Source organism: Streptomyces sp. NPDC047061, assembly GCF_040643955.1.
Classification (GTDB): domain Bacteria; phylum Actinomycetota; class Actinomycetes; order Streptomycetales; family Streptomycetaceae; genus Streptomyces.
The window spans coordinates 68,510-93,085 of the sequence record NZ_JBEYVI010000025.1; the positions used below are offsets into that span (position 1 = coordinate 68,510).

The 24,576-nt window shown below is 71.9% G+C and carries 22 protein-coding genes and 1 tRNA gene; 11 read left to right on the plus strand and 12 right to left on the minus strand.

Annotated features, from left to right (window positions below):
* Window positions 1-122 precede the first annotated feature (122 nt).
* Entirely contained in the window at window positions 123-2,159 is a 2,037-nt protein-coding gene (locus tag ABZ887_RS30595) for an MDR family MFS transporter (protein WP_361296062.1), read from the plus strand.
* Here the strand turns inward: ABZ887_RS30595 and ABZ887_RS30600 are convergent.
* Window positions 2,152-2,655, minus strand: a complete 504-nt coding sequence (locus ABZ887_RS30600) for a GNAT family N-acetyltransferase (RefSeq protein WP_361296065.1) — start codon at window positions 2,653-2,655, stop codon at window positions 2,152-2,154. The two genes, ABZ887_RS30595 and ABZ887_RS30600, sit on opposite strands and share 8 nt — an antisense overlap.
* Window positions 2,656-2,719: 64 nt before the next feature.
* Window positions 2,720-3,166 carry a DUF1992 domain-containing protein gene (locus tag ABZ887_RS30605; protein ID WP_361296068.1) on the minus strand — a complete coding sequence of 149 codons (447 nt, stop codon included), beginning with the start codon at window positions 3,164-3,166 and terminating at the stop codon, window positions 2,720-2,722.
* Between the two features lie 92 nt (window positions 3,167-3,258).
* Between ABZ887_RS30605 and ABZ887_RS30610 the strand changes: the two genes are divergently transcribed.
* Complete coding sequence (locus ABZ887_RS30610; protein ID WP_361296071.1) at window positions 3,259-3,648, plus strand: hypothetical protein; 390 nt, start codon at window positions 3,259-3,261, stop codon at window positions 3,646-3,648.
* A gap of 28 nt (window positions 3,649-3,676) precedes the next feature.
* On the opposite strand, the gene ABZ887_RS30615 is transcribed toward ABZ887_RS30610, so the two are convergent.
* The 4 genes from ABZ887_RS30615 to ABZ887_RS30630 all read right to left on the minus strand — a co-directional run bounded on the left by ABZ887_RS30615 (window position 3,677) and on the right by ABZ887_RS30630 (window position 7,614).
* Window positions 3,677-4,348 carry an O-methyltransferase gene (locus ABZ887_RS30615; protein WP_361296074.1) on the minus strand — a complete coding sequence of 224 codons (672 nt, stop codon included), beginning with the start codon at window positions 4,346-4,348 and terminating at the stop codon, window positions 3,677-3,679.
* A 111-nt stretch (window positions 4,349-4,459) separates the two neighbouring features.
* Window positions 4,460-5,584 (minus strand): DUF2330 domain-containing protein, encoded by a 1,125-nt coding sequence (locus tag ABZ887_RS30620; protein WP_361296077.1) that lies wholly within the window; start codon window positions 5,582-5,584, stop codon window positions 4,460-4,462.
* A 394-nt stretch (window positions 5,585-5,978) separates the two neighbouring features.
* Window positions 5,979-6,641 carry an HAD-IA family hydrolase gene (locus ABZ887_RS30625; protein ID WP_361296080.1) on the minus strand — a complete coding sequence of 221 codons (663 nt, stop codon included), beginning with the start codon at window positions 6,639-6,641 and terminating at the stop codon, window positions 5,979-5,981.
* Window positions 6,642-7,032: 391 nt separating this feature from the next.
* Window positions 7,033-7,614: a TMEM165/GDT1 family protein gene (locus ABZ887_RS30630; protein WP_361296083.1), complete on the minus strand. Its 582-nt coding sequence runs from the start codon at window positions 7,612-7,614 to the stop codon at window positions 7,033-7,035.
* A 419-nt stretch (window positions 7,615-8,033) separates the two neighbouring features.
* Here ABZ887_RS30630 and ABZ887_RS30635 point away from each other — a divergent pair, with 419 nt between their 5' ends.
* The 4 genes from ABZ887_RS30635 to ABZ887_RS30650 all read left to right on the plus strand — a co-directional run bounded on the left by ABZ887_RS30635 (window position 8,034) and on the right by ABZ887_RS30650 (window position 13,394).
* Entirely contained in the window at window positions 8,034-8,678 is a 645-nt protein-coding gene (locus tag ABZ887_RS30635) for an HNH endonuclease family protein (RefSeq protein ID WP_361296086.1), read from the plus strand.
* Window positions 8,679-8,874: 196 nt separating this feature from the next.
* Window positions 8,875-10,500 carry an alkaline phosphatase D family protein gene (locus ABZ887_RS30640; protein ID WP_361296089.1) on the plus strand — a complete coding sequence of 542 codons (1,626 nt, stop codon included), beginning with the start codon at window positions 8,875-8,877 and terminating at the stop codon, window positions 10,498-10,500.
* A gap of 146 nt (window positions 10,501-10,646) precedes the next feature.
* Window positions 10,647-12,572 (plus strand): FAD/NAD(P)-binding protein, encoded by a 1,926-nt coding sequence (locus tag ABZ887_RS30645; RefSeq protein WP_361296092.1) that lies wholly within the window; start codon window positions 10,647-10,649, stop codon window positions 12,570-12,572.
* Between the two features lie 192 nt (window positions 12,573-12,764).
* Window positions 12,765-13,394 carry a VTT domain-containing protein gene (locus tag ABZ887_RS30650; protein WP_361296095.1) on the plus strand — a complete coding sequence of 210 codons (630 nt, stop codon included), beginning with the start codon at window positions 12,765-12,767 and terminating at the stop codon, window positions 13,392-13,394.
* A gap of 98 nt (window positions 13,395-13,492) precedes the next feature.
* Here ABZ887_RS30650 and ABZ887_RS30655 read toward each other — a convergent pair whose 3' ends face one another.
* Both ABZ887_RS30655 and ABZ887_RS30660 read right to left on the minus strand, forming a co-directional pair.
* Entirely contained in the window at window positions 13,493-14,653 is a 1,161-nt protein-coding gene (locus ABZ887_RS30655) for a transposase (RefSeq protein WP_361296098.1), read from the minus strand.
* A 288-nt stretch (window positions 14,654-14,941) separates the two neighbouring features.
* On the minus strand, window positions 14,942-15,172 hold the full coding sequence (locus ABZ887_RS30660) for a DUF2277 domain-containing protein (RefSeq protein ID WP_361296101.1): 231 nt from the start codon (window positions 15,170-15,172) through the stop codon (window positions 14,942-14,944).
* A gap of 91 nt (window positions 15,173-15,263) precedes the next feature.
* Between ABZ887_RS30660 and ABZ887_RS30665 the strand changes: the two genes are divergently transcribed.
* Window positions 15,264-16,232 (plus strand): 2-dehydropantoate 2-reductase, encoded by a 969-nt coding sequence (locus ABZ887_RS30665; protein WP_361296104.1) that lies wholly within the window; start codon window positions 15,264-15,266, stop codon window positions 16,230-16,232.
* On the opposite strand, the gene ABZ887_RS30670 is transcribed toward ABZ887_RS30665, so the two are convergent.
* Complete coding sequence (locus ABZ887_RS30670; RefSeq protein ID WP_361296107.1) at window positions 16,229-16,816, minus strand: hypothetical protein; 588 nt, start codon at window positions 16,814-16,816, stop codon at window positions 16,229-16,231. The two genes, ABZ887_RS30665 and ABZ887_RS30670, sit on opposite strands and share 4 nt — an antisense overlap.
* Before the next feature lie 109 nt (window positions 16,817-16,925).
* Here ABZ887_RS30670 and ABZ887_RS30675 point away from each other — a divergent pair, with 109 nt between their 5' ends.
* Complete coding sequence (locus ABZ887_RS30675) at window positions 16,926-18,821, plus strand: SMI1/KNR4 family protein (protein ID WP_361296110.1); 1,896 nt, start codon at window positions 16,926-16,928, stop codon at window positions 18,819-18,821.
* A 364-nt stretch (window positions 18,822-19,185) separates the two neighbouring features.
* Window positions 19,186-19,515 (plus strand): hypothetical protein, encoded by a 330-nt coding sequence (locus ABZ887_RS30680; RefSeq protein WP_293997776.1) that lies wholly within the window; start codon window positions 19,186-19,188, stop codon window positions 19,513-19,515.
* Window positions 19,516-19,562: 47 nt separating this feature from the next.
* Here the strand turns inward: ABZ887_RS30680 and ABZ887_RS30685 are convergent.
* A tRNA-Val gene (locus tag ABZ887_RS30685) sits at window positions 19,563-19,634 on the minus strand.
* Between the two features lie 238 nt (window positions 19,635-19,872).
* On the opposite strand from ABZ887_RS30685, the gene ABZ887_RS30690 reads away from it, so the two are divergent.
* Window positions 19,873-21,264, plus strand: coding sequence for a hypothetical protein (locus ABZ887_RS30690; protein WP_361296114.1), 1,392 nt, complete (start codon window positions 19,873-19,875; stop codon window positions 21,262-21,264).
* Window positions 21,265-21,388: 124 nt separating this feature from the next.
* On the plus strand, window positions 21,389-21,937 hold the full coding sequence (locus tag ABZ887_RS30695; protein WP_361296117.1) for a DUF4383 domain-containing protein: 549 nt from the start codon (window positions 21,389-21,391) through the stop codon (window positions 21,935-21,937).
* Here ABZ887_RS30695 and ABZ887_RS30700 read toward each other — a convergent pair.
* On the minus strand, window positions 21,925-23,097 hold the full coding sequence (locus tag ABZ887_RS30700; RefSeq protein ID WP_361296120.1) for an amidase domain-containing protein: 1,173 nt from the start codon (window positions 23,095-23,097) through the stop codon (window positions 21,925-21,927). The genes ABZ887_RS30695 and ABZ887_RS30700 overlap by 13 nt on opposite strands.
* Window positions 23,098-23,270: 173 nt before the next feature.
* The gene (locus ABZ887_RS30705) at window positions 23,271-24,566 is read right to left on the minus strand and encodes a hypothetical protein (RefSeq protein WP_361296123.1); all 1,296 of its coding nucleotides are present in this window, start codon (window positions 24,564-24,566) and stop codon (window positions 23,271-23,273) included.
* Between the last annotated feature and the right edge of the window lie 10 nt (window positions 24,567-24,576).

Here is a 24,576-nt window from a genome sequence, read left to right on the forward strand (position 1 = left end):
ACGTACGTTCGCCGAAACCTCCCGTCTCCCTCCCGTGTCACAGGTCCTGAAGCGGACTCGACGGGCCATACCGGGTGACACCGTCCACGATGGAAGATGGCCGAAAGCCCCGGGAGGTCTCCATGGCCCTGGAAACGACGCACACCCCGGCGAAGGACGCGGAACGCGTACCCGGCAATGTGCTGGTCCCGATCGGCGCGCTGCTGCTCGGGCTGCTGCTGGCCGCGCTGGACCAGACGATCGTGTCGACGGCCCTGCCGACCATCGTCAGCGACCTCGGCGGGCTCGAACACCTTTCCTGGGTGGTCACCGCCTACCTGCTGGCCTCCACCGCCGCCACCCCGCTGTGGGGCAAGCTCGGCGACCAGTACGGGCGCAAGCGGCTCTTCCAGCTCGCGATCGTGATCTTCCTCGTCGGGTCGGCGCTGTGCGGGATGGCCCAGGACATGGGCGAGCTGATCGGCTTCCGCGCCCTGCAGGGGCTGGGCGGCGGCGGGCTCATGGTGCTGTCGATGGCGATCGTCGGGGACATCGTGCCGCCCCGCGACCGCGGGCGCTACCAGGGGCTGTTCGGCGCCGTGTTCGGCACGACCAGCGTGCTCGGGCCGCTGCTCGGCGGACTGCTCACCGAGCAGCTGAGCTGGCGCTGGGTGTTCTACGTCAACCTGCCCGTCGGCGTCGTCGCGCTCGCCGTGATCGCCGCCGCACTGCACATCCCGCGCCGGAGCGCCCACCACGTCATCGACTACCTCGGCACCTTCCTGATCGCCGCCGTCGCCACCTGCCTGGTGCTGGTGGCCTCGCTGGGCGGGACGACCTGGGCGTGGGGCTCGCCGCAGATCATCGGGCTCGCGGTCCTCGGGGTCGTCCTCGCCGTCGCCTTCGTGGCCGTCGAGCGGAGGGCCGCCGAACCCGTGCTCCCGCTCAAGCTCTTCGGCATCCGCACCTTCACCCTCGCCGCCGTGATCAGCTTCATCGTCGGGTTCGCGATGTTCGGCGCGATGACCTATCTGCCGACCTTCCTCCAGGTCGTGCAGGGCATCTCGCCGACCCTGTCGGGCGTGCACATGCTGCCGATGGTGATCGGCCTGCTGCTGTCGTCGACGATCTCCGGGCAGATCGTCAGCCGTACCGGGCGCTGGAAGGTGTTCCCGGTCGCCGGCACCGGTGTGACCACCCTCGGGCTGCTGCTCCTGCACCGGCTCGACGAGCACAGCTCGACCGCCGCGATGAGCGGCTGCTTCTTCGTCTTCGGCCTGGGCCTCGGGCTGGTCATGCAGGTACTGGTGCTGATCGTGCAGAACTCCGTGTCGTACGAGGACCTCGGCGTCGCCACCTCCGGCGCGACCTTCTTCCGCTCGATCGGGGCCTCCTTCGGCGTCGCCGTCTTCGGTTCCGTCTTCGCGAGCCGGCTCGCCGACAAGCTCACCGACGCCTTCCGGGGCGTCCGGCTCCCGCCCGGCGCCACCCCGGACACCCTCAAGGCCGACCCGCGGGGCATCGCCGCCCTGCCGCCCGCGCTGCGCCCGGCGGCCCTGCACGCGTACGCGTCCTCGATCACCGACGTGTTCCTGTACGCCGCCCCGGTCGCCCTCCTCGGCTTCGTCCTCGCCTGGTTCCTCAAGGAGGACCGGCTGCGCGGCTCGGTCACCGCGCCGGACGCGTCCGAGACCATCCCGCCCAACCCGGTCCAGCGGTCGTCCTACGACGAGTGCTCCCGGGCGCTGTCCCTGCTCGGCACCCGGGAGGGGCGCCGGGAGGTCTACCGGAAGACAAACGAACGGGCCGGGTACCAGGACCTGCTGCCGGCGTCCGGCTGGCTGCTGCTGCGGATCCGCCGCTACGGCTCGGTGGAGCCGGGCAGGCTCGCCGAGCGCGGCCCGGTCCCGATGACCATCGTCCTGGCGGGGGCCCGCCAGCTGGAGGAGCGGCATCTCGCCGACCGCCTGGGCCTCGACCTGACCCTCACCGGCCAGGGCCGGGAAGTCGCCGAACGGCTCGCCAGGGCCCGCGAGGAGTCCCTGGCCGAACTCCTCGGCGACTGGTGGACCCCGGACCGGCCGACCGACCTGGACCGCCTGGTCCGGGAGCTGACCGACGAGCTGTGCGGCACCGAACGCGAGCAGCCGCAGCACCCGGCGGCACGGCGGATCAGCTGACGAGTTCCTTGCGGAACCAGTGCCCGGCGTAGACGTCGTCGTTGTGCGGCCCGGTCTCCGTGTAGCCGAGCCGCGCGTAGAGGGCGCGGGCCTCCACGAGGTCGGTGCGGGTGTCCAGCAGGATCCGCGCGGCTCCCAGGGCACGGGCCGCGTCCTCGGCCGCCGTGACGAGGAGCGCTGCGCCGCCCCGGCCGCGCAGCCCCTCGTGCACGAAGACCCGGGTGAGTTCGGCGGTGGCCGGGTCCAGGAGCCGTACCCCCGCGCTGCCGGCCGGCTCACCGTCGTACCGCGCGACAAGCAACCGTCCGGTGGGCGGGGCCAGTTCGGCGCCCGGGCGGGCGGCGATCTCCCGCTCCAGCTCGGCCGGGTCGGTGCGACGGCCCTCGTGGAGCAGGTACCAGCGGTCGCTGACCTCCGTGTAGTAGGCCCGCCACAGGGCGCGGGCGGCGGCGGAGTCCGGCGGTTCCGGGGTGATCGTCCAGGAGGTCGAGGTCATGGACCGTAATCCCAGGGGGACTTGACCCGCCCGTGCAACCGGATATGCGTGGCCGGGGGGCAGCTCAGCCGTGGGCGTCCGGTTCCGGTTCCGCCGTGGCCGCCTCGGCCGCCGCCCGGCGCTCCCGCCACTCGCGTACGACCTCCTCGACGTCGTACGGCTTCTTGCCCAGCGGTGGGCCGGGCGGCGGCTTGAACATCATGTCGCGGATCCTGACGTTGACGTCCTCGATGATCCTGCGGACGATCCGCTCCGAAGGTGCCGTGTAGGCGGCCGCCAGCGCGTCCTCGGCCTCCTTGCGCAGGGCGAGCGTCGGCGGCAGCATCGCCAGGCCCTCACGGGCCATCTTCCTTTTGATCCACCACATTTCGTCGTACGACGAGTCCAGGCCGGCGGGCAACGGTTCGCCCAGGCCCGGAAGTTGGTCGAACTCGCCGCGCCGCTGCGCGTCCCCGATCTGCTTGTCGACCCAGGACTCGAACGGTACCCCGGGTGGCTTTCGCTCGGTCATGACTCCATTGTGCCGGACGCGGCCCGGCCGGGCGTTTTATCATGCGCCGGAGATCCAGTAAGGATTCAGGAAACCGCGCAGGGGGAACGCACGTGCTCGAACTCACCATGGCCTCCGTGTCCGGAGAAGCGGGCGAGACGGCCGGAATGCTCATGGCCGACGCGCCGAGCGACCCGGGCGCCGTGCTGCGGGTGGGCCGCGACGCCTCCGTCTGCCGGCTCGCCACGCCCGACGACTGGCTGTTCGTCTCCCGGGTGCACCTGGAGTTCCTGTGCGGGCCCGAGGGCGGCTGGCAGGTCACCTGGCTGCGCGGCTCCCAGCCCGAACCGTCCTCCGAGGTGCTGCTGAAGGTCGGGGAGTACGCCCAGGCCATCACGTACGGCGGGACCGTCGCGCTGCCCCGGGGCGGCTCCGGCGAGATCGTCGTCCGGGACCGCACCGCCCCGCGCAGCGTCAACGTGGGCTTCTACCACGAGGGTTGAGCCACGCCCTCGCGGTGACCCGGCCGGGTCAGTCGAGGACCCGCGCCAGTGCGAAGCCGTCGTAGCCCTTGCTGCCGACCGTCTGGATCGCCGTGCCGGTCAGCCTCGGGTGGGCGGCGATCAGCTCGATCGCGGCGCGGGTGCCGACCACGTCCGGTTCGGCGCTCTCCGCGTCGACGACCCGGCCGCCGCGCACCACGTTGTCGATGACGATCAGGCTGCCGGTGCGGGTGAGCCGCAGCGCCCACTCCACGTAGTGCGGGTTGTTGGCCTTGTCGGCGTCGATGAAGACCAGGTCGAAGGGGGCCGGGTTCTCGTCGGCGAGATTGGGCAGCGACTCCAGGGCGGGGCCGACCCGCACCTCGACGATCTTCTCCAGGCCCGCCCGGGCGATGTTGCGAACGGCGATCTCGGCGTGCCGGGCGCTGTACTCCAGCGAGATCAGCCTGCCGTCGGCGGGCAGGGCGCGGGCCAGCCAGATGGTGCTGTAGCCGCCGAGGGTGCCGATCTCCAGGATGTTCCGGGCATCCTGGATCTGTGCGAGGAGCTGGAGCAGTTTGCCCTGGTTGGCGGTGACGTTGACGTGCGGGAGCTCGTTCGCCTCGCTTTCCCGCAGGGCCGCCTGGAGCGCCTCGTCGTCCGGTGACAGGTGGCTGGTGAAGTAGAAGTCGACGTCGTCCCAGAGCTGAGTGCCGCTCATGCGTCCGCTGCCTTTCGCCTATGCAGATGGCTGTCCGGTGACAGCTACCTGGATAGCACTACTGAGGCAGTGGGCGCGCCGGTGATCCACCGCCCCGGTGCCGGACGGAACTCAGCCGATCGGCGCAGGGGGCGTCGGCGGGTACGACGGCGGGGGCGGCGGCTCGACCGGCGGGGGCGGCGGGGACGGGCGGCGGGAGCGCCGTACGACCGCCAGGGACGTGACCGCGACGACCAGCAGCAGCGTGCCGCCGACCGTCAGCAGCCACGCCGGCATCCCGGCCACCTCGCGCAGCCGGTCCTCGTAGATCACCTGCTGGAACGGGGTGTCCGAGGACGCCTGCCGCAGCACGTGGTCGGCGGAGATCCGGGACGGGTACGGGAACTCCTGGCCGATCGCCGTCAGGTACGGGGCGCCGGCGGCCAGCTCGGCCAGCTCGCCGGTGGGGCGGCTCAGACGGCCGGCGTAGACGACCCGCGGGGGATCGCCGCCGATCGCCGAGCGCGGCTCCATGCGGTGCGCGGCGAGGACGTACAGGCCCAGCGACTGCGGGGTGGCCGCGAGCCGGGACAGCCGCATCGGGTAGACGGGGCGTTCGCTGGCGAAGGCGAGGTGGAGCGGGTCGAGGGCGCCGCGCAGTGCGGTGTCCGCGGTCTCGGGGGCGAGTCTGACCGCGACGTACTCCCAGTGGTCCGCGACGTAGGACCGGAGCGCGGTGTTCAGGCGGGCCGGGAAGGGGAAGCCGTTGCTGCGCAGCCAGCCGCCGAGGGCGCCGGAGTCGGTGGCGGTCAGCTGGGCCACGTCGAACGGGCCGAGCCGCTGGCGGTCGACGACGCCGACGCCGGGGGCGGTGGCACCGGCGCCGGGCGGGCCGGTGGAGGTGTCGTCGCCGGTGGTGAGGGGCCAGTCGCCGTCCTCGGGCCAGAAGTGGGAGCGGGTCCGGTGCACCGGGGCGGTGAGGGTGTGCAGCTGGTCGAAGAGGGCCGGGTCGGCGAGGGCGACGGTGGCGCGGTGCGGGACGGGCATGATCCAGCCGACGGCGTCGGCGTCGCCGTCCACCGTCAGACGCATCACGATCTGTTCGCGGGTGCCGTCCCAGCGCAGTACGGATTCCTCGCGGCCGACGGTGACCTGCTGGGCGGCGTCGGGGACGAGGGCGCCGCAGGCGCAGGCGAAGGCGGGGGCGGCGAGCCAGCCGAGCTGGATGCCGGCGAGGATGAGGAGGACCGCGAGCAAGCGTGTGCGTCGGCGAGGTCTCCGCTGGCCGATCATGAACCGATGCCCTCCGCCTGTGTGTGGATCACCGACTACAGACGGTATAGCGGAGGGCATGGTTCCTGCGCCCGTTCCGGACAGCCACCGTCTGTCTACCGACGGTACGCACGGGGGGTACGGATCGTTCGAACGGTGCAGGTGGGTGGGGGCCGGGAGGGGGGTGACCGCCGTCGGTCGGCCGCCGGCCGGTGGGGGCTGAGCGCGCAGTTCCCCGCGCCCCTTACGGGGCGCCTGTAGTTCCCTAGCTGCGGGCAGGCGTGCCGCAGGGCGGCACGGGTGGGCGCTGGGGGTCCCCCCGGCCGAAGGCTGGGGGAGGCACCCGGCAAGCGCCGGTAAGCGTCCCCACCCCCCGGCCTCAGGCCACGCCGACGTGCACCCGGAGCGAGCCGTCCGCCACCGCTTCCACCCTCACCCCGGTAAGGTCCCGCACCACCACGTCCGGCCCGTGCACCCCGGCCCGCGCCCCGACGCCCACGACCCGCATCCCGGCCGCCCGCCCCGCCGCGATCCCCGCGCCCGAGTCCTCGAACACCACACAGTCCGCCGGAGCGACCCCCAGCTCCGCCGCCCCCTTCAGAAAGCCCTCGGGGTCCGGCTTGCTGGCACCCACCGACTCCGCGGTCACCCGCACCGCCGGCATCGGCAGCCCGGCCGCGGCCATCCGTGCCGTCGACAGTGCCACGTCCGCCGAGGTCACGAGCGCGTGCGGCAGCCCCGCCAGGGACGCGAGGAAGGCCGCGGCGCCCGGGATCTCCACCACGCCGTCCATGTCGGCGGTCTCCTCCGCCAGCATCCGTGCGTTGTCCGCGAGGTTCTGCTTCACCGGCCGGTCCGGCAGCAGCACCGCCATGGACGCATGCCCCTGGCGCCCGTGGACGACCTTCATGACCTCGTCGCCGTCCAGCCCGTGCCGCTCGGACCAGCGCCGCCAGATGCGTTCCACGACGGCGTCGGAGTTGACGAGGGTGCCGTCCATGTCGAGCAGGAGGGCGCGGGCGGTGAGGACGGTGGCCGTCATCGGGCAGCTCCTAGTGCACAGGCCGAAAGCAGGCCGGGAAGAACAAGGCGGCCCCGCCCGCCGGTCAGGGAAAACGGGCGGGAGCCACTTTGTTTCCCCACGGTACAAAACAGAACGCCGATCCCGCCACCGCCTTCGCCGACCGTTCACCGAGTCTTCAGCTCGGCCGATCACACCGGACCGGGCCACAGCACGCCGGAACGGGTCGCAGCACGCCGGAAACGCCGGAACGGATCGCAGCGTGCGGGAACCATGCCGGAAACGCCGGCACGGGGCCGCAGCGCGCCGACAGCCCAGGCGCACGCGGCAGGCCGGGGCACAGCCACAGGGAGCCCCGCCCGGCCAGAGCTCGACCGGGACACGGCCGGGGCACGTCCCAGCCGCGGCCGGCTCAGCCCGCGACCGCCTCCCACAGGCTCCACACGCCCAGCGCCAGCATCAGCACCGCCGCGATCTGCGTGATCAGCCGCAGCGGCACCTTCTTCATCAGCGCCTTGCCGCCGACGATGCCGAGTCCGGCCACCGCCCACAGGCCGAGCACCGCGCCGAGGCCGACGGAGATCGGGTCGTCGTAGCGGGCCGCGAGGTTCGCGGTCATGATCTGCGTGAGGTCCCCGAACTCGGCGACCAGGATGAGCATGAACCCGGTGCCGGCGACCTTCCAGAAGGACTGGTCGGCCGGCTTGCGGATCTCCTCTTCCTCCTCGTCCTTCTTCAGCAGCAGCACGGCCGCGCCGCCGAGGAAGAGCACACCGGTCAGCGCGTGCACGATCTGCTGCGGGAGCAGGGTCAGGACACTGCCGGCCGCGACGGCGAGCACGACATGCAGCAGGAAGGCCGCGGCGACACCGGCGAAGACGTACGACGCCCGGTAGCGCGTGCCCAGGACGAGGCCGGCGAGCGCGGTCTTGTCGGGCAGCTCGGCGAGGAAGATGACGCCGAAGACGAGCGCCGTCACGGTGATGCTGATCAAGGGTCCTCAATCGGTCGGGGCCACCCCACCGAGAGCACCGCACTTCGCAGACGATCACCTCGGCACGGCAGCGCACAAGGTCACCCGTGCCGTACGACACAGGCGTGCACTGCTTGCCGAAGGTCTCGCTGGCGTCCCTGACCGAGATGGCCGAGGTCCGCCTCCGGGCGCCGGCTCAGACGAGCTGAGCAGTATGTCGACGGTCCGGCGAAGAGCTACTCCCCTTCAACGCCGCCAAGACTACGTGAGCACGCCACCGATCCCAAGGCCGCCGCCCCCACCTGTGAGTCACGTCGCACACCTTGTCGTGTCATGAACACGTCACTAACTTCTTACCGAATGCTCACCCATCGGCAACACGGCAGCGCGAGCATTCCCTCGCTCGCGCTCCAACACCCCCACCCCACAAGGGAGTTCGCATGCCGAAGTTCTACGCGCGTCGACGGCTCAGCATACTCGCGGCCTTCACCGGACTCATAGCCTCCGCCGCACTGTTCAACTCCCCGAGCGCCTCCGCCGCCCTGCCCACCCCGGTCAGCGCCTCCACCGCCCGCACCTACCTCGCCTCCCTCACCGTGGCGACCGAGGTCAGGACCGGCTACGAGCGCGACCTGTTCCCGACCTGGGACACCATCAGCGGCACCTGCAACACCCGTGAGTGGATCCTCAAGCGCGACGGTACGAACGTCGTCACCAACTCCGCCTGCACCGCCACCAGCGGCAGCTGGTACTCCCCCTACGACGGCGCCACCTGGACCGCCGCCTCCGACGTCGACATCGACCACCTCGTGCCGCTGGCCGAGGCCTGGGACTCCGGTGCCCGCAACTGGACCACCGCCCAGCGCGAGGCCTTCGCCAACGACGTCACCCGCCCGCAGCTCCTCGCCGTCACGGACAACGTGAACCAGTCCAAGGGCGACCAGGACCCGGCCACGTGGATGCCGTCCCTCACCTCCTACCGCTGCACCTACGTCCGCGCCTGGGTCCAGGTGAAGTACTACTACGGCCTCTCCGTGGACTCCGCCGAGAAGAGCGCGCTCACCAGCTACCTGTCCGCCTGCTGAACCGGCCGACCGTCGCGCGGTCCCGCTTCCCCCGCGTTCCGGCCACGCACCGCCCTCACCACGGCTCTCCTTCCGGCTCTCTCTCCGGCTCTCTCCGGCTCTCTTTCCGGCGTCGGAACCTCCCCGCCGGCCTCCGTCGTTCCGTACCGTACGGGGCGACGGAGGCGAACCGACCGAGGAAGAGAGCGGGGCGATCGTGGCCGGACTGCGCCTGGGACCGCTGCTGAGGTACACCGACGGCTCGTCGGCGACCGTCTGGGTCGAGGCGAGCCGTCCGTGTACCGCCGAGGTCCGCTGCCCGGACGGCGCGGGCGGCACCGCGCGCACCTTCCAGGTGGCCGGCCACCACTACGCCCTGGTCCCGGTCACCGGTCTGACACCGGGGACGTCACCGACGTACGACGTCCTCCTGGACGGCACGCACGTGTGGCCGCTGCCCGACTCCCGTTTCCCTCCCTCGGTGATCCGTACCCGGACCGAGGGCGACAGCCTGGACGTCGTCTTCGGCTCCTGCCGCTGGGCGGCGCCGCCCGCCGACGGCCACGACCCGGTCGGCCCGGACGCCCTGGACAGCCTCGCCGCGCGCATCGCCGCCGGCGGCCGACGGCCGGACGTGCTGCTGCTGTTGGGCGACCAGGTGTACGCCGACGAGACCTCCGCGGCCACCCGGCGCTGGCTGGCCGCCCGCCGCGGACTCGCCGACCCGCCCGGCGCCGAGGTCGCGGACTACGAGGAGTACACCCGCCTCTACTACGAGTCCTGGCTGGACCCGGAGGTGCGCTGGCTGCTCTCCACCGTGCCCAGTTGCATGATCTTCGACGACCACGACGTCATCGACGACTGGAACACCTCCGCGGCCTGGCTGGCCGACCTGCGCGCCACCCCCTGGTGGCAGGAGCGGCTGCTGAGCGGGCTGATGTCGTACTGGGTCCACCAGCACCTGGGCAACCTCTCCCTGGCCGAGCTGGCCGCCGACCCCCTGTACGCCGCCGTGTGCGACTCACCGGACGGCACGGAGGAGTTGCGCGCCTTCGCCGCCGAGGCCGACGCCGATCCGGCCTCGGTGCGGTGGAGTTACCGGCGTGACCTCGGGCGGGTGCGGCTGCTGATGGTGGACACCCGGGCGGCGCGGGTGCTGGACGAGCAGAGCCGGGCCATGCTCGACCCCGGCGAGGCCCAGTGGCTGCGCGAACAGGCTCTGGACGGACGGGAGTCGTACGACCACCTCCTGGTCGGCACCTCGCTGCCCTGGTTGCTGCCGCACCTCATACACGACGTCGAGACCTGGGACGCGGCACTGTGCCGGGGCGAACGCGGGCCCCGCTGGGCGAGGTTCGGGGAACGGCTGCGCCGCGCGGCCGACCTGGAGCACTGGGCGGCCTTCCCGGCGTCCTTCGCCGAGCTGGCCGCCCTGCTCGCCCGGACCGGCTCCGGGCCCGGGGCGCCCGCCTCCATCTGCGTGCTCTCCGGAGACGTCCATCACGCGTACGTCGCCGAGCCCGCGTGGCCCGCCGGGTCCGCACCCGACTCCCGTGTGCTGCAACTCACCTGCTCCCCCGTCCACAACTCCGTGCCGTCGACGATCCGGGCCGGCTTCCGGTTCGGCTGGAGCGCCTTCGCCCGGTTCCTCGGACGGCGGTTCGCCCGGCACGGGCGCTGTACACGGCCGCCGGTGACCTGGCGGAGGAAGGGCGGACCGTGGTTCGGCAACCAGCTCATGACGCTGACGCTGCACGGCCGTTCGGCCCGGCTGCGGCTGGAACGGGCCCGGCGGAACGGGACCCTGGAGACCGTGGAGGAGTCCGTCCTCACCACCCCATGAGGGGGAATTGAGGGACAACTGGGGCGCGTGGGGGCCGCGTTGGCAACTGTTAACCGCGACGGCATGATGAGGCGGACCGTCCGCTTCCCGATCCCGTGCGGGCGGTGTTCCTGCCCTGCGCCCCCACCCGCCCGGGAGTCACGTCTTTGTCCTCCTCCCCCCACGAGCCCGCCCAGGAACCGGTCCAGGAGCCCCGGCCGGTCTCCGTCGCCCTGGTCGGCGCCGGCCCCCGCGGCACCAGCGTCCTGGAACGCCTCTGCGCCTCCGCCCCCGAACTGCTGCCCCCGGGACGGCGACTCACGGTCCATGTGATCGACCCGGCGCCACCGGGCCCCGGCCGGGTCTGGCGTACGACGCAGTCGGCGCAGCTGCTGATGAACACCGTGGCGAGCCAGGTCACCCTGTTCACCGACGACAGCGTGGACTGCGCGGGTCCCGTCCTGCCCGGCCCCAGCCTGCACGCGTGGACGGCCGGTGCGCTGGGCCCCGACGACTACCCGACCCGCGCCCACTACGGCCGCTACCTGGAGTGGGTGTTCGCGCGGACGGTCTCCCGGGCACCGGCGGCGGTCCGCGTCGAGACGCACCGCGCCCGCGCCGTACGGCTCGACGACGCCCCCGACGGCCGCCAGACCCTCACCCTCGACGACGGCCGCACGCTGCCCGGCCTGGCGGCGGTGGTGCTGACCCAGGGCCACCTCCCGGCGACGGCGTCCGCCGGGCAACGCCGGCTCTCCGCCCACGCCGCCCGGCACGGCCTGCGGCACATCCCGCCCGCCAACCCCGCCGACGTCGACCTCGCCCCGCTCGCGCCCGGCGAGCCGGTACTGCTGCGCGGCCTGGGCCTCAACTTCTTCGACCACCTGGCCCTGCTGACCACCGGCCGGGGCGGCCGTTTCACCCGCACCCCCGACGGCACCCTCCGCTACACCCCCTCCGGCCGCGAGCCCCGCCTGTACGCGGGCTCCCGGCGCGGCGTCCCGTACCAGGCACGCGGCGACAACGCCAAGGGCCCGTACGGCCGCCACACCCCGCTCCTGCTCACCCCCGAGGTGATCGCGGGCTTCCGCAAACGCGCGGACTCCGGCGCGGCGCCCGACTTCCTCACGGAGATCTGGCCGCTGGTCGCGAAGGAGGTGGAGACGGTCTACTACGCGGCCCTGACCGGCGACCCGGAGTTCCCCGGGCGCTTCCTCGCGGCCGACGGCGAGCACGCGGAGACGGCCGTACTCGACGCGCACGGCGTGCCGGAGCCGGACCGCTGGTCCTGGGAGCGCCTCCAGCACCCGTACGGGGACCGGGAGTTCACCGGTCCCGAGCAGTGGCGGACCTGGCTCCTGGGGTACCTGCGCGAGGACGCGGCACAGGCCGCCCTCGGCAATGTGCGGGGCCCGCTCAAGGCCGCCCTGGACGTGCTGCGCGACCTGCGCAACGAGATACGGCTGATCGTCGACCACGGCGGCCTGGCCGGTGCCTCCCGGCGGGCCCACCTGGACGGCTGGTACACCCCGCTCAACGCCTTCCTCTCCATCGGCCCGCCCCGCCGCCGTGTCGAGGAGCTCGCCGCGCTGCTGGCGGCAGGCGTGGTGGACGTGCTGGGCCCAGGGCTGGAGGTGGGCCCCGGGGACGGCGCCTGGGTGGCCCGCTCCCCCGCCGTACCCGGCTCGGCGGTCCGGGTGACCACCCTCGTCGAGGCCCGCCTCCCCGAGCCGGACCTGCGCCGCACCGCCGACGCGCTGCTGGCCGGGCTGCTCCGCGTGGGCGCGTGCCGCCCGCACGTGGCGGACGGCCACGAGACCGGCGGCATCGACGTGACACCCCGCCCGTACCGCGTCGTCGGCCGTCACGGCCGCCCGCACGCACGGCGGTTCGCCTTCGGGGTGCCCACGGAGGGGGTGCACTGGGTGACCGCGGCGGGGGCCCGGCCGGGCGTGGACTCGGTGACCCTGTCCGACGCCGACGCGATCGCCCGGGCGGTACTGCGGACGGCCGCGGCGGAGCCGCGATCACGGCCGGGGGCGGCCCCGGAACGCCCGACGGCGGCCGAACGGCACACACCGGTCACCGTATGACAGCACAGGACGACACATGACACCGCGCGACACCGCATGACACCCCATGACACCGCATGACACATGCCTGACCCACCGCCGATAACCCTTTGCCGAACATACGAAGCCCCCGTGACACTCCTGTCACACCCCCCGCGTACGCTGTATGGCTGTCGTCGGGGGGCGCATCAGGACAATCGCGGGGGAACCGTCGTGTGGGAAAGCATGGGGTCGCTGGAGGCCGGGCCATGGATATACGCCATGGTGGCCCTCTCCGTACTCCTTGATGTGTTCCTGCCGGTCCTGCCGAGCGGCGTGCTGGTCATCACCGCGGCCACGGCAGCGGCGGCCGGTTCCGGAGCGTCGGCCGGACAGGTCCCGCCGCACGTCCTGCCGGACTTCCTGGCGCTGACCCTCTGCGCGACCACCGCGTCGGTCCTCGGCGACCTGGTCGCCTACCGGCTGGCCCGGCGCGGCGGCGCCCGCCTGGACCGCGCGATCGCCCGCTCCCGGCGGCTGAGCCGCGCGCAGGAACGTCTCGGCGACGCCCTGTCCCGAGGCGGCGGCGCACTGGTGGTGCTGGCCCGCTTCGCCCCGGCCGGCCGCTCGATCGTCTCCCTCGGCGCCGGCGCCACCCACCGCAGCGTCCGCGACTTCCTCCCCTGGTCCGCCCTCGCGGGCCTGACCTGGGCGGTCTACAGCGTCGCCCTCGGCTGGCTCGGCGCCCAGTGGCTGGGCGGAACCTGGCTGGCGACGGCGGTGTCGGTGGCAGCCCTGTTCGGCGCGGGAGCGGGCGCGGGGTACCTGATGCGAAGACGCCCTGCGTCAACTACTCGGCCGTGAACGACCGAGCTTGTCGGCCCGGTTCGGTACGGCTTTGTTTATGCTCCCGACTGCCCCCTACGACAGGGCGGTCACGGGTCACATCTACCGGTCCCCGCTCAGGCGGGGACCGGGTCGGGCATGTTGACGAATACCCACGCCGTGGCCCCGCGTTTGGCGATGTTGGCCCCGGCGACGTGGTCGGCCGGCCCAGCGAGGCCGCACCGACGACAGTGAAAATGGTCCCGGGTGCGCCGGTTGGCGCGCTCGGTGTGGCCGCAGCGCGGGCAGCGCTGCGAGGTGTAGGCCGGGTCCACCTCGATGAACGGCACCCCGGCACGCTTCGCCTTGTAGGCGAGGAACGCGCCGAGCTGGTGGAACGGCCAGGAGGACTGGCGTGCTCGCTGGTCGCGCGGAACCGTGACCCGCTCGCGGATACCGCCCAGTTCTTCCAGGGCGATACCGCGTCCGGTGCGTTGGGCGACAGCAACGACAGTCTTGGCGATCTTGTGGTTGACGTGGGTGGCGTGCCGTGACTCGCGGCGCGCACGCTTATGGAGAAGCTGTTTCGAGGATCGTGTGCGCTTGGCCTGGATCTCTGCCTTCTTGCGGGCCTGCCAGCGCCGGTACCGCCCGAGGCGGTGGCCGGAGTGGTTGTCGCCGTCGGAGGTGGTGGCGAGGTTGGTGATGCCCCGGTCCACGCCGATGAAGCCCTTCGGCGCGAACACTTCCGGCTCGGCCAGGTCGATGGTGGCGACCAGGAACAGTTTCCCGTCCCGTGCTGTCAGGTCTGTCTCGCCCTTGCGAGACTCGGCAAGTTGCTTGAGCGCGCCGGGGGAACACGCGAACCGTACGTTCTTGATCCGGCCGTCCAGGGTCCAGATCGACACGGTCCGCGCGTCGTAGTTCCACGACAGGCAGCGGTCGTCGTAGGTGTGCGCCGCGTCCGAGCGGAAGACGACCGGTTTGGACTCCGCCTTGCGGCGGCGCCGGGATCCCTCGGGACCGAGGTTCCCGGCCCTGATGTTCGCCCGCAGCGTCGCATACGCGTCGGCGACCCGCTTGATGACGTGCTGCGCGGCCTGCGCCCCGAACCCGCGGGCCTTCAGCTCGCCGTAACACAGCCCGCGCAGCTCCCGCACCGAGCCCTTGAGGCCGAAATGCTCGAACGAGACCGCCGACACCCAGGTGGCCGCCTCGTTCGCCGCGCGCAGGGTCCGCTCGACCAACGGCGCCTGCGCGGCATCCGGGACGAGTTTCACCTGCACGACGAGTTTCACGATCACTCAACGTACACACACATACGATCACCCATCGCACGTTCCACCTTGTTCACCCGACCAGGTGAACCCTTCGCGTAGGCACCAGCCCCCAGAGCGACACCCGGCCGCTCCGCGGCCGAACACCCAGGAGCGATGCGGCGGCGCTCCGCGCCGCCCGGCTCAGGGTGCAATTCCTCCCGGGTCTGAAGACCCGGGGTTCCTTGCAAGATCAGGCTGAATCCGAACCGCGCCGAACCGCACCGCGCCGCGCCCACCCCGCAAGCGCCGGTGAGCGTCCCCGCCCCCTCAGCTCCCACCCACGGCCGTCTGCCCCCGCACCTCCAGTCCCCCCAACAACGCGGCGGTGGCCTCGGCGACCGCGTCCACCGCCCGCTCGAACACCTCCCGGTTGTGCGCGGCCGGCGCCCGGAACCCGGACACCTTCCGCACGTACTGCAACGCGGCAGCACGGATCTCGTCCTCCGTGGCCTCCTCGGCCAACTGGGGCGGACGCAGGGTCTTGATACTCCGGCACATGTCCCCAGTCTCCCGCAGACCCCCTCCTTCCTGCGAGGATCTTCCAGAGGCGGCCACCGTTCCCGGGGCCGACCGACGAGAGGACCACTCCATGCCGAACAGCCCCGCCGGCCCGGCCGACCCGAACAGCCCGGCCACGCCGAACGCCCCCACCCCTCACCCCACCCCCACCCTCACCGTCGCCGTCCTCGGCCCCGGCGGCGTCGGCGGCCTCCTCGCCGCCCTGCTCTCCCGCTCCGGCCACCGCGTCCTCTGCCTCGCGGGCGAGGAGACGGCACACACGCTCCGTACCACCGGCATCCACGTCCGCAGCCCCCAGTTCGGCGACTTCACGGCCCCCGTCGAGGCCGACACGGCCCTGCGCGAACCGGTCGACGCCTGCCTCGTCACCGTCAAGGCCACCGCCCTGGACGCGGCCCTCACCCGGATCCCGCCCGCGGCCCTCGGCGACGCCCTCCTCGTACCGTTCCTGAACGGCGTGGAACACCCCGCACTGCTGCGCGCCCGCTACGCCCCCGACCGCGTGGCCCCGTCCGTGATCCGCGTCGAGTCGACCCGCACGGCCCCCGGCCAGGTCGAACACAGCAGCCCCTTCACGGAGATCGACCTGGCCGGCGCCAAGGTCCCCCACCCCCGCCTGGAGTCCCTCGCCGAAGCCCTCACCGCCGCGGGCCCGACCACCCGCGTCCTGGACGACGAAACCACCACGCTCTGGGCGAAGATGGCGTTCCTCGCCCCGTTCGCCCTCCTCACCACCCGCTACGCCCTCCCCCTCGGCGAGGCCCGCACCCGGCACCGCGAGGAACTGGCGTCCCTCGTCGCGGAGACGGCGGCGGTCAGCCGTGCCTGCGGCGCCCCCGTCGACCCGGCCCGGGCACTGGCCCGGTACGACGCCTTCCCGCCCGCCGCCAAGTCCTCGATGCAACGCGACGCGGAGGCCGGCCGCCCGCTCGAACTCGACGCGATCGGGGGCGCGTTGCTGCGGGCGGCGGACCGGCACGGCGTACCGGTGCCGGTGACGGCCCGCATCGTCAGGGAGCTGCGCGAGGCCGGAAGCTAGCGGCTGCCGCGCCCAGGGGCACGCCCGGGGGTCCGGGCGGCGGCGACGAAGGCGGCCATCTTCTCGCGGCTCTTGACCCCCGGCGCGGTCTCGACGCCGCTGGAGACATCCACGCCGTAGGGCCCGAACGCCTCGATGACACCGGCGACGTTGTGCTCGTCGAGGCCACCGGCGATCACCACCCTCCCCGGTACATCCCCGACCCAGTCGGGGATGTCCGCGAACACGCCGCTGCCGGCGCTGGCGTCATAGAAGAAGTACTGGAGCGCCTCCGGCTTCTCGGGCGGGGTGCCGGAGGCGAGGGCGAGGTTCGGGATGTCGGCCGTCTCGTAGATCTGGATGACGTCGAAGTGGTCGGCGACGGCGGCCGTCTCGGCGTGGGTCAGGGCCACGGCGAAGACGGGGATCCGTCCCCGGGCATGGTCCGCGAGCGCCACCGCCCGCTCGGGCGGGCAGTACCGCTTGCTCTTCGGGGTCACCACGATCCCGACGGCGTCGTACCCCAACTCGACGGCCCAGTCGATCTGCTGCTCCTGGGTGAGCCCGCACACCTTCACGAACGCCGCCTGCCGCTGCCCGCTCATCCTGTACTCCCTGCTCCGTTCTCCCGCCCGGCGGGAACCCGATCGTGCCCTCCAGCTTCTCAGTCTTCACCCCCGGGCGTTGTCAGTGGCGGCTGACAGGATCACCGGCATGACGGACACGAGCGGCGACTGGCGGTCGCTCCTGGTGCGGTGGAGCCAGGAGTGGGCGGACGCGCAGGACGGGGACAGGCCGGCGCGGGACGACGAACCGATGCGGACGCGCTGGCTGGGGTTCCCGCCCGCGCCGGAGGACCGGATACAGGCCCTGGAGGAGCGGCTCGGTCACCGGCTGCCGCCGTCGTACCGGACATTCCTCACGGTGAGTGACGGCTGGCGGAACGCGGGCGGTTTCATCTGGGTGCTCGCCGGTACCGGCCAGGTCCGCCCGCACGAGGACGCGGCGGGCCTGTCCGAGGACTTCCCCGGGGAACTGGACGACGACCCCACCCCCGAGGACGAGCTCCTCGCCGGGATGTGGGGGCGGGCACTGCAGCTGGACGTCGAGTCGGATGCCGTCTACGTCCTGCTGGACCCTGGGGACGTGGACGAGGCGGGTGAGTGGGCCGTGTACACGTGGGCGCCGTGGCACGGAGACGTACCGACGCGGTACGGCTCGTTCCGTACCTTCATGGAGGCGATGTACCGCCAGTTCCACCACCTGGCGGTGAGCCACTCGGAGCGGGGCGGGCCGGTGTTCGACAACACGACGACACGGGCCCTGGACGCGTCCGTGACAGCCGCGCGGCTGGACGCCCTGGGCGGCAGGTACGAGCAGGCGGCGACGACCCTCGCGGACGCGGTCGCCTTCGGCAGGCCACGCGCGCCGGGGCTCCACGACCAGATCCGCCGGCTGCTCGGGGAGACGTACCTGGTCTCCTTCCGCGGCCTAACGGCCGACCCGGAGTACGCCCCGGAGATCGTGCCCGTATTGGCGGCCGAACACGCCCGCATGCGCCGGGACGGCGACCTGGCGGCCCACGACCTGCCGGGTGCCTCCGAGGCAATACGCGAGGCAGCGGCCGACGCCCTGCGGCACATACGGGAAGGCACCTACCGATACACCGCCGACGACCCCTTCGGCCGAGCCGTCGAGGAGGCCCGGGAACTGGCCCGCTGGGGCGACACGGACGCGGCCTGGCACACCCTGCGCGCGGCCCTGCCCGACTGGCGCCCACTCGGCCCCGAGCACCTCGCCCCGGTCGGCCTGCTCGCCGACCCGCTCCTCGGCCCCCTGATCACACCCGACCGCGGCCGGGAACTCCTCGCCACGCCCCGTGCCGGACAGCCGGGCGCCGCCCCGCCGCCCACCGCCGACCTGGACCCCCCGGGTCTGGCCTGGCTGGCCGACGAAAGCCCCGGCACCTTCCTGACCTCGTACCGCTTCCTCCTCGTGGAGGCCGTGGCACCGCCCCGGCTGCCGTCCCTCGTCACCGCCACCGATGACGGATGCGCCACCCTCAACGCCCTGGCGACACCGCGGGACGCCCGGATGCGTTTCCGCGCCGCCGAGAGCGTCCCTCCCTGGGCGGACACGGCACTGACCGCCGTCGGCCGGGCGGGCCCCGGCTGGAGCTTCGCGTTCGAGGCGCGGCCGGGCGGCAGCTTCGACGAACGGCGCTTCGTCTCCCCTGGCCTGGCCGCCTCCCGGGGCACCCGCACGGTCACGGTGTGGAGCGAGCCGCCACGTGACCAGCGCCCTGGCATCCTCTTCCTGTCCGTGGCCGAGAACGGCGAGGAACGGTACGGCTTCACCGCCCGCGGCACCATGACCGAGCACCGGGGTCCGGTCCCGGAGTCCCTCCGCTTCCCGCCGGACGGACCCGACGAGCACCGGCGGCACGAGCGCCGCACCCTCGAGGCCCTCACGACCGAACTCGGCGTCCACCTACCGCGGTTCGCCCTCACCCGAGGCCGCCTGCACACCCTCCGCACCCGCCCCTGGAACCGTGCCCCGGGCCCGGGCGAGGCGTACCTCACCGTCCGCTTCGTGCCGTACCGGCCGTAGCGGAGTCTCCCGCCTACGCCCCTGGGCTGCCGCTCGCGTCACCGTGGCGGGCACGGACCCCTGTCGGACGCGTCCACGGTATGAGTGCCGGGACGCGGGCGCGGTAGGCGTCGTAGGCGGCGCCGAACCGGCCGGCCATGAGCGCGTCCTCGGTCCGCACCCGGCTCAGCAGCCACGGGACGGCGACCGCCAGGGGGCACGGCGGCGCTGCAGGGGCTGGTCTCCGGGAGTTGCCTGGTGGCGCCGCTGATCGGCCTCACGGGCGGAGCGGGGTGACAACGTGGTCGGACGGTGCCGCGCATCGAACACATGAACCACGCGAACAAACTCGCCACCTAAAATCGAACAGGCGTACCATTACCGCGTGGCTGCGACCTATGACTTTCCGAGTGACCTCCTCGCCGGTCAGGAGGAGCTGCATCAGGTCCGGGCCGAGCTGTCGGCCCTGCTGAAGCGGCTTCCCTGGTCGGTCGAGCCGCTGGACGGATTCAGCGACGAGGGCGGCTGGCGCAAGGTGGAGCGCCCCGCCTCCCCGGGCTGGACCGAGGACGAACAGGCGGAGGTGGAGAAGCTGCGCCGCCGCGAGCACGAACTCGCGGTCTTCGTCAGCGGCCACCGCTTCTGGGCGGAGGTCACGGCCCCGGACCGCATGGACGCCCGAAGCCGCCTCAAGCACGCCCACGAGACGGACTGAGAACAGAAGAGGACCCCGGCCGCGGCGGCCGGGGTCCTCTGATCACGTGGGCGCGGACGGTTTCGAACCGCCGACATCCTGCTTGTAAGGCAGGCGCTCTACCACTGAGCTACGCACCCGAGACGAGTCGACAGCCTACATTGCCAGGGGCGCTGTCCCGCAAACCCGTTTCCGGACCGAGCGCGCGTACCCGCGCCGGCCGGCCGTGCGTGGCCTCGCCGCCCCGGTGCTCCCGGACCATCCCCGGTTGATCGTCCTCACCGCGAACTGACCGGCCCGTGTGTTCGTCTTTCACCAGTGGGAGAATTGCAGCAACCGCCAGGACACAGGGCGCACCGCGGTACGGGAGAGGGAGCAGTGACGGGGACATCGGCGACTTCGGCGGTATCCGATCGGTCGTACTCGCCTCCCGTACGGGCCCGGCGTACGCCGCTTCGGGATGTTCTCGGGCTGGTGAGCCTGCCGTTGCTGGCCGTGCTGGTGGTGCCGGGGGCGTTCGCCGGTGGCGGGACCCGGCGGTGGTTCGGGGGGCGGGCGGAGAGTCAGCGGGCGGAGGCGCAGGCGGCCAAGGACGCCGCGGCCGCCGCGTTCTACGAGCTGGACACCGCCCAGCGGGATCTGCGGATCTCCATAGAGACCATCTCCGCCGTCGACGACTCGCCGGCGGCCCGTCGTGCCGTCTCGGACTTCGAGGCGCTGGGGCGGCGGATCGACGAGGTGAGCAACCGGTACATCGAGGCCATCGACGCCTACGACCTGGACCGGGACGATCTGGAGGCCGGGGTCGCGGCGCGGGCGCGTGGGCAGATCTCCGGGGCGAAGGACGAGCTGGTCCGGGTGAAGGGGGAGCTGGACCGGTTCGGGGAGTCGCTGGGGCCGTTGCTCGGGAAGGCCGAGACTCAGTTGGCGCGGCTGGCGCCCGCCGTGGAGCGGGCCCGGCAGGCGCTGCTGGCGGCCAGCAACGCGCTCGATGCCGTGCGGAAGACGCAGATCAGGGCGGATGAGCTGGCGGCCCGGCTGGCCGCGCTGTCGCCCGAGCTGACCCGGCTCAACCAGGGTGCGGGGCAGCACGGTGTGCAGGCGACGCTGGAGCGGGCCGGGCGGGTGCAGCGGGAGGCCGAGGCGATCCGGGTCGAGGCGGAGCGGTTGCCGGAGAAGGCCGCGGAGATCGATCACCGGCTGGTGAGCCTGCGGACCCGGGCGCAGGCGCTGACCACCCGGGCCGGGCAGGTGGACCCGGTGCTGAGCGAGCTGCGGCGGCGGTTCTCGGCGGCGTGCTGGCAGGATCTGCAGCAGGTGCCGCAGCAGGCCGTGGAGAACGTCCGGCAGGCCGAGGTGAAGCTGCGGGAGGCGCAGGCCGCGCGGGACGCGCAGAAGTGGGCGGACGCCACCTCGCTGCTGTCCACGGTACGGGCGCTGCTCAACAGTACGGACGAGGCGGTGTCGGCGGCCGGTGACCGGCTGGGCAGGCTCAACGCGGTGCAGAAGGATCCGCAGGCGGAGATCGATCGGACGCGGTTCGCGATCCGGGACGCGCAGCGGCTGGCGATGGCGGGGCGGACCAGTCCGGATCCGCGGCACGCGCGGCTGCTGGACGACGCGGTGGCGCGGCTGGACCGGGCGGTCAGGACGCTGGAGGGGCGGCATCCCGACTACTGGCACTTCCTGACGGAGACGGAGGCGGTGCGGCAGTCGGTCGCGCGGGCGGTGGCGCAGATCCGGGAGGACCGGGGCACCGGTCACCCGTGAGCCTGCGTGCGTCTGTGAGCCTGCGTGCGTGTGTGCCTGTGAGCCGTTGCCGTCCTCCCGGTGCGGGCGGATATTGGGAGGGCGGTCCGTAATCCAGGCCCGCAGTCCAGATGGGGAGGCGGAGATGGCCTCACACGCAGCGCACTCGGGGACGTCGGGGACCTCGCGGCGGCGGATCGTCTTCGACGAGGCACTGCCCGTCGACCACCGCCTGAACAGGGTCTACCGGATCGGGGCGGGCCTGATGGGCCTGTTCCTGCTGGCGTTCGGGATCCTCGGGCTGACCAACAACATCGGTTTCTTCGACACGGGCGGGAACAGCGCGATCGGCCTGAACACCAACGGTGCGCTGAGCGTGCTGTCGATCTGTGTCGGGCTGCTGCTGTTCGCCGGGATGGTGATCGGCGGGAACTTCGCGTCCACGCTGAACATGGTGCTGGGTGTGCTGTTCATCCTGAACGGCTTCCTGTTCCTGGGCCTGCTCGACACGGACTCGGACTTCCTTGCCTTCAAGATCCAGAACGTGCTGTTCAGTTTCGTGGTGGGTCTCGTGCTGATGGTGTTCGGGATGTACGGCCGGGTCAGTACGAACCTGCCGCATGACAACCCGTACTGGCGGGCCCGCCACCCCGAGGCGGAGCAGCGGGCCGAGCCGGAGGCTCAGGTGCGGTAGGCGTAGTAGTACGCGTTCGGGTACGACGCGATGAGGCTCGCCAGCGACCTGCGGTAGGTGTTGTTGGAGTGGTATGTCACATACGGGATGCCGTTGGCCTTGTACGTGACGATCATCGTGTGGTCCTTCGACCCGTCCCGGTCGAAGTCCATCTGGATGACGTCGCCGACCTCCGCCTGGTAGACGTTGGCGAGCGGGGTGGTCCGCTTGGAGTTCTGGGCGAACCAGGACCACTCGTTGACGCCGACGAACGAGTCGGACTGGATGTCGGCGGTGCCGAACCACTTCGTGTAGTCGTAGACGTAGCCCGGGACGTGCTTCCAGCCGCCGGCCTTGAGTGACTGGCTGACGAAGTTGGTGCAGTCGCCGCCGTCCGCGTGCCCGTTGAAGTTCGGGTAGGCGGTGTTGTAGTTGCTCCAGTACGTCTCGGCGTAGGTGGCCATCGCCTTGTAGTCGTACGTGCCGCCGGTGAGCGTCTTCGGCACGGCCACCGGGTTGCGCGTGGTGGCCGCGCGCGGGGCGTCCGGCGTGGTGTTGCCGTCGTCGCCGGTGGCGGGCGCCTTGACCGAGGGCTTGGACAGCGTGTTGACGGCGAGGCCGCCGTCGTCGGTGTCCTGGATGTTCGTCAGCTGCCAGGTGCCCTGCCGGTCGGCCTTGAAGGTCAGCTCGTGGTGGGCCTGGAAGCCGGTGGTCTTCGGCGTGCCGGAGGCGGCCTTGGTGTAGGTCAGCGTCGTGGTCTCGGTGACGTCGGCCTTGGCGGTGCGGCCGGTCACGCGGGTCGCGTCGAGCGTGACCTGGGTGCTGCCGGCGCTGTACTTCTCGCCGGCCTTGGCGATGCTGTTCTGGCGGCCGCGCAGCTGGGTCAGCGCTGCGTCCTCGTCGCGCGACTGGGTGCTGGAGAGGCGGACGTCGCCGGAGAAGCGGGACGTCTGCTGCTTCTGCGAGGCACCCTGCACGAGGGCCTGGGTGCGGTCGGTGAAGACCGCGTCGGCCAGCTTCTGGAAGGTCGCCTTGGTCGCGGCGTCCACGGTCGGGTCGTCGACGACGGCCGCGCCCGCGCTCCAGTTGGGCACGAGGGCGACGCCGGCGACGACCGAGGCGGCCGCCGCCGTGACTATGGCCGCACGGCTGCGCTTACGGCTCAGTTTTCTGGATTTCAATGATGTTCCCCTCTACGCCGGTACACCTCTACCGGGCGACGGCATCTTCGCACGGCGTGTGTGACTCCTGTGAAGGGGGTTGCACGATTGGAATCCGCTTGCTGCCGCGTCGAATTGAACCGCCGTCGAGGAGTTGGTACGGCGCTCGCTTCACGGTGCCCACTTCACGGCACTCACTTCACGATGCTCGACCAGTCCGACGGGGCCTGGGCGGGGTCCAGGCTGCGCAGCCGGGCGAGGGTGGCCGGGTCCTGGGCGTCCATCCAGTCGGCGAGTTCCTTGAAGGAGACGCACTTGACGCCCTTCTTGGTGCATATCTTCGGGATGATCTGGTCGATGGCCTTCATGTAGATGCCGCCGTTCCAGTCCTCGAAGTGGTTGCCGATGAACAGGGGGGCGCGGCTGCCGTAGTAGACGCGGTTGAAGCCGTTCATGTAGGCGTCGACGGTCTGCTGCTCCCAGGTGGCGTACTGGGACGGGTCGCCGTCGGTCTCGCCGTTGGACTGGTTGTAGAGGAAGTTGAAGTCCATCGAGAGGGACTGGATCTTGTCGCCGTACGGCACCATCTGGAGGGGGAAGTTCCAGAGGCCGTCCTTCTTGGAGGGCCATATCTGGAGGTCGCCCGGGGAGCTGGCGTCGTACTTCCAGTTGTAGCCGTACTTCTGCAGGGCCTTCAGCAGGTTGGGCTGGCCTTCCAGGCAGGGGGCGCGGCCGCCGACGACCTCCTGCTTGAAGTCGAAGGGCAGGGCGGGGATGTCCTTGAAGCCGGTGTTGGTCTTCCAGTTCTCGGCGAACTTGTAGAACTGGTCGATCTCGCTCTTCCACTGCGCGACGCTCCACTCGCCGCCGCCCTTGGCCTCGCAGAAGTGGCCGTTGAAGTGGGTGCCGATCTCGTTGCCGTCGTTGTAGGCCTCGCGGAGCTGTTCCAGGGTGGTGCGGATGTGCTCGTCGGTGGCGTAGTCGATGGCGGCGTCGCCGGGCTGGTGCATCGGGCCGGTGTAGAGGCTCTTCTTGCTCTTGGGCAGCAGGTAGATGCCGGTGAGGAAGAAGGTCATGTGGGCGTTGTACTCCTTGGCCAGCTCCCGGTAGTGCGAGAAGAGATGGTCGGAGCCCTCCAGCGCACCGTCCCAGGAGAAGACCACGAACTGGGGTGGCTTCTCGCCCGGCTTGAGCTTCACGGGCTTCAACTGGTCCTTCTGCGGCCCGGTGTACGACGTCGAGCCGTCGCCGAGGATCTTGGTCTTGCCGTCCCACTTCGGCGAGGCCGACGCGGACGGGGAGGCCTTGGTGGTCCCGGCGGCGGTGGGCGCGGTGTCGTCCTGTCTGGTGAGCACCAGATAGCCCGCGACGAGGGAGGCCACGACCAGGAAGGCGGCCAGGGTCATGACCTCCGGGCGGGCGGGACGGCGGTCACGGGCGGGCGCCTTGCGGCGGTGGCCGCCGGTTGTCGGCTTCGTGCGGGGCTTCATGCTCGGCTCA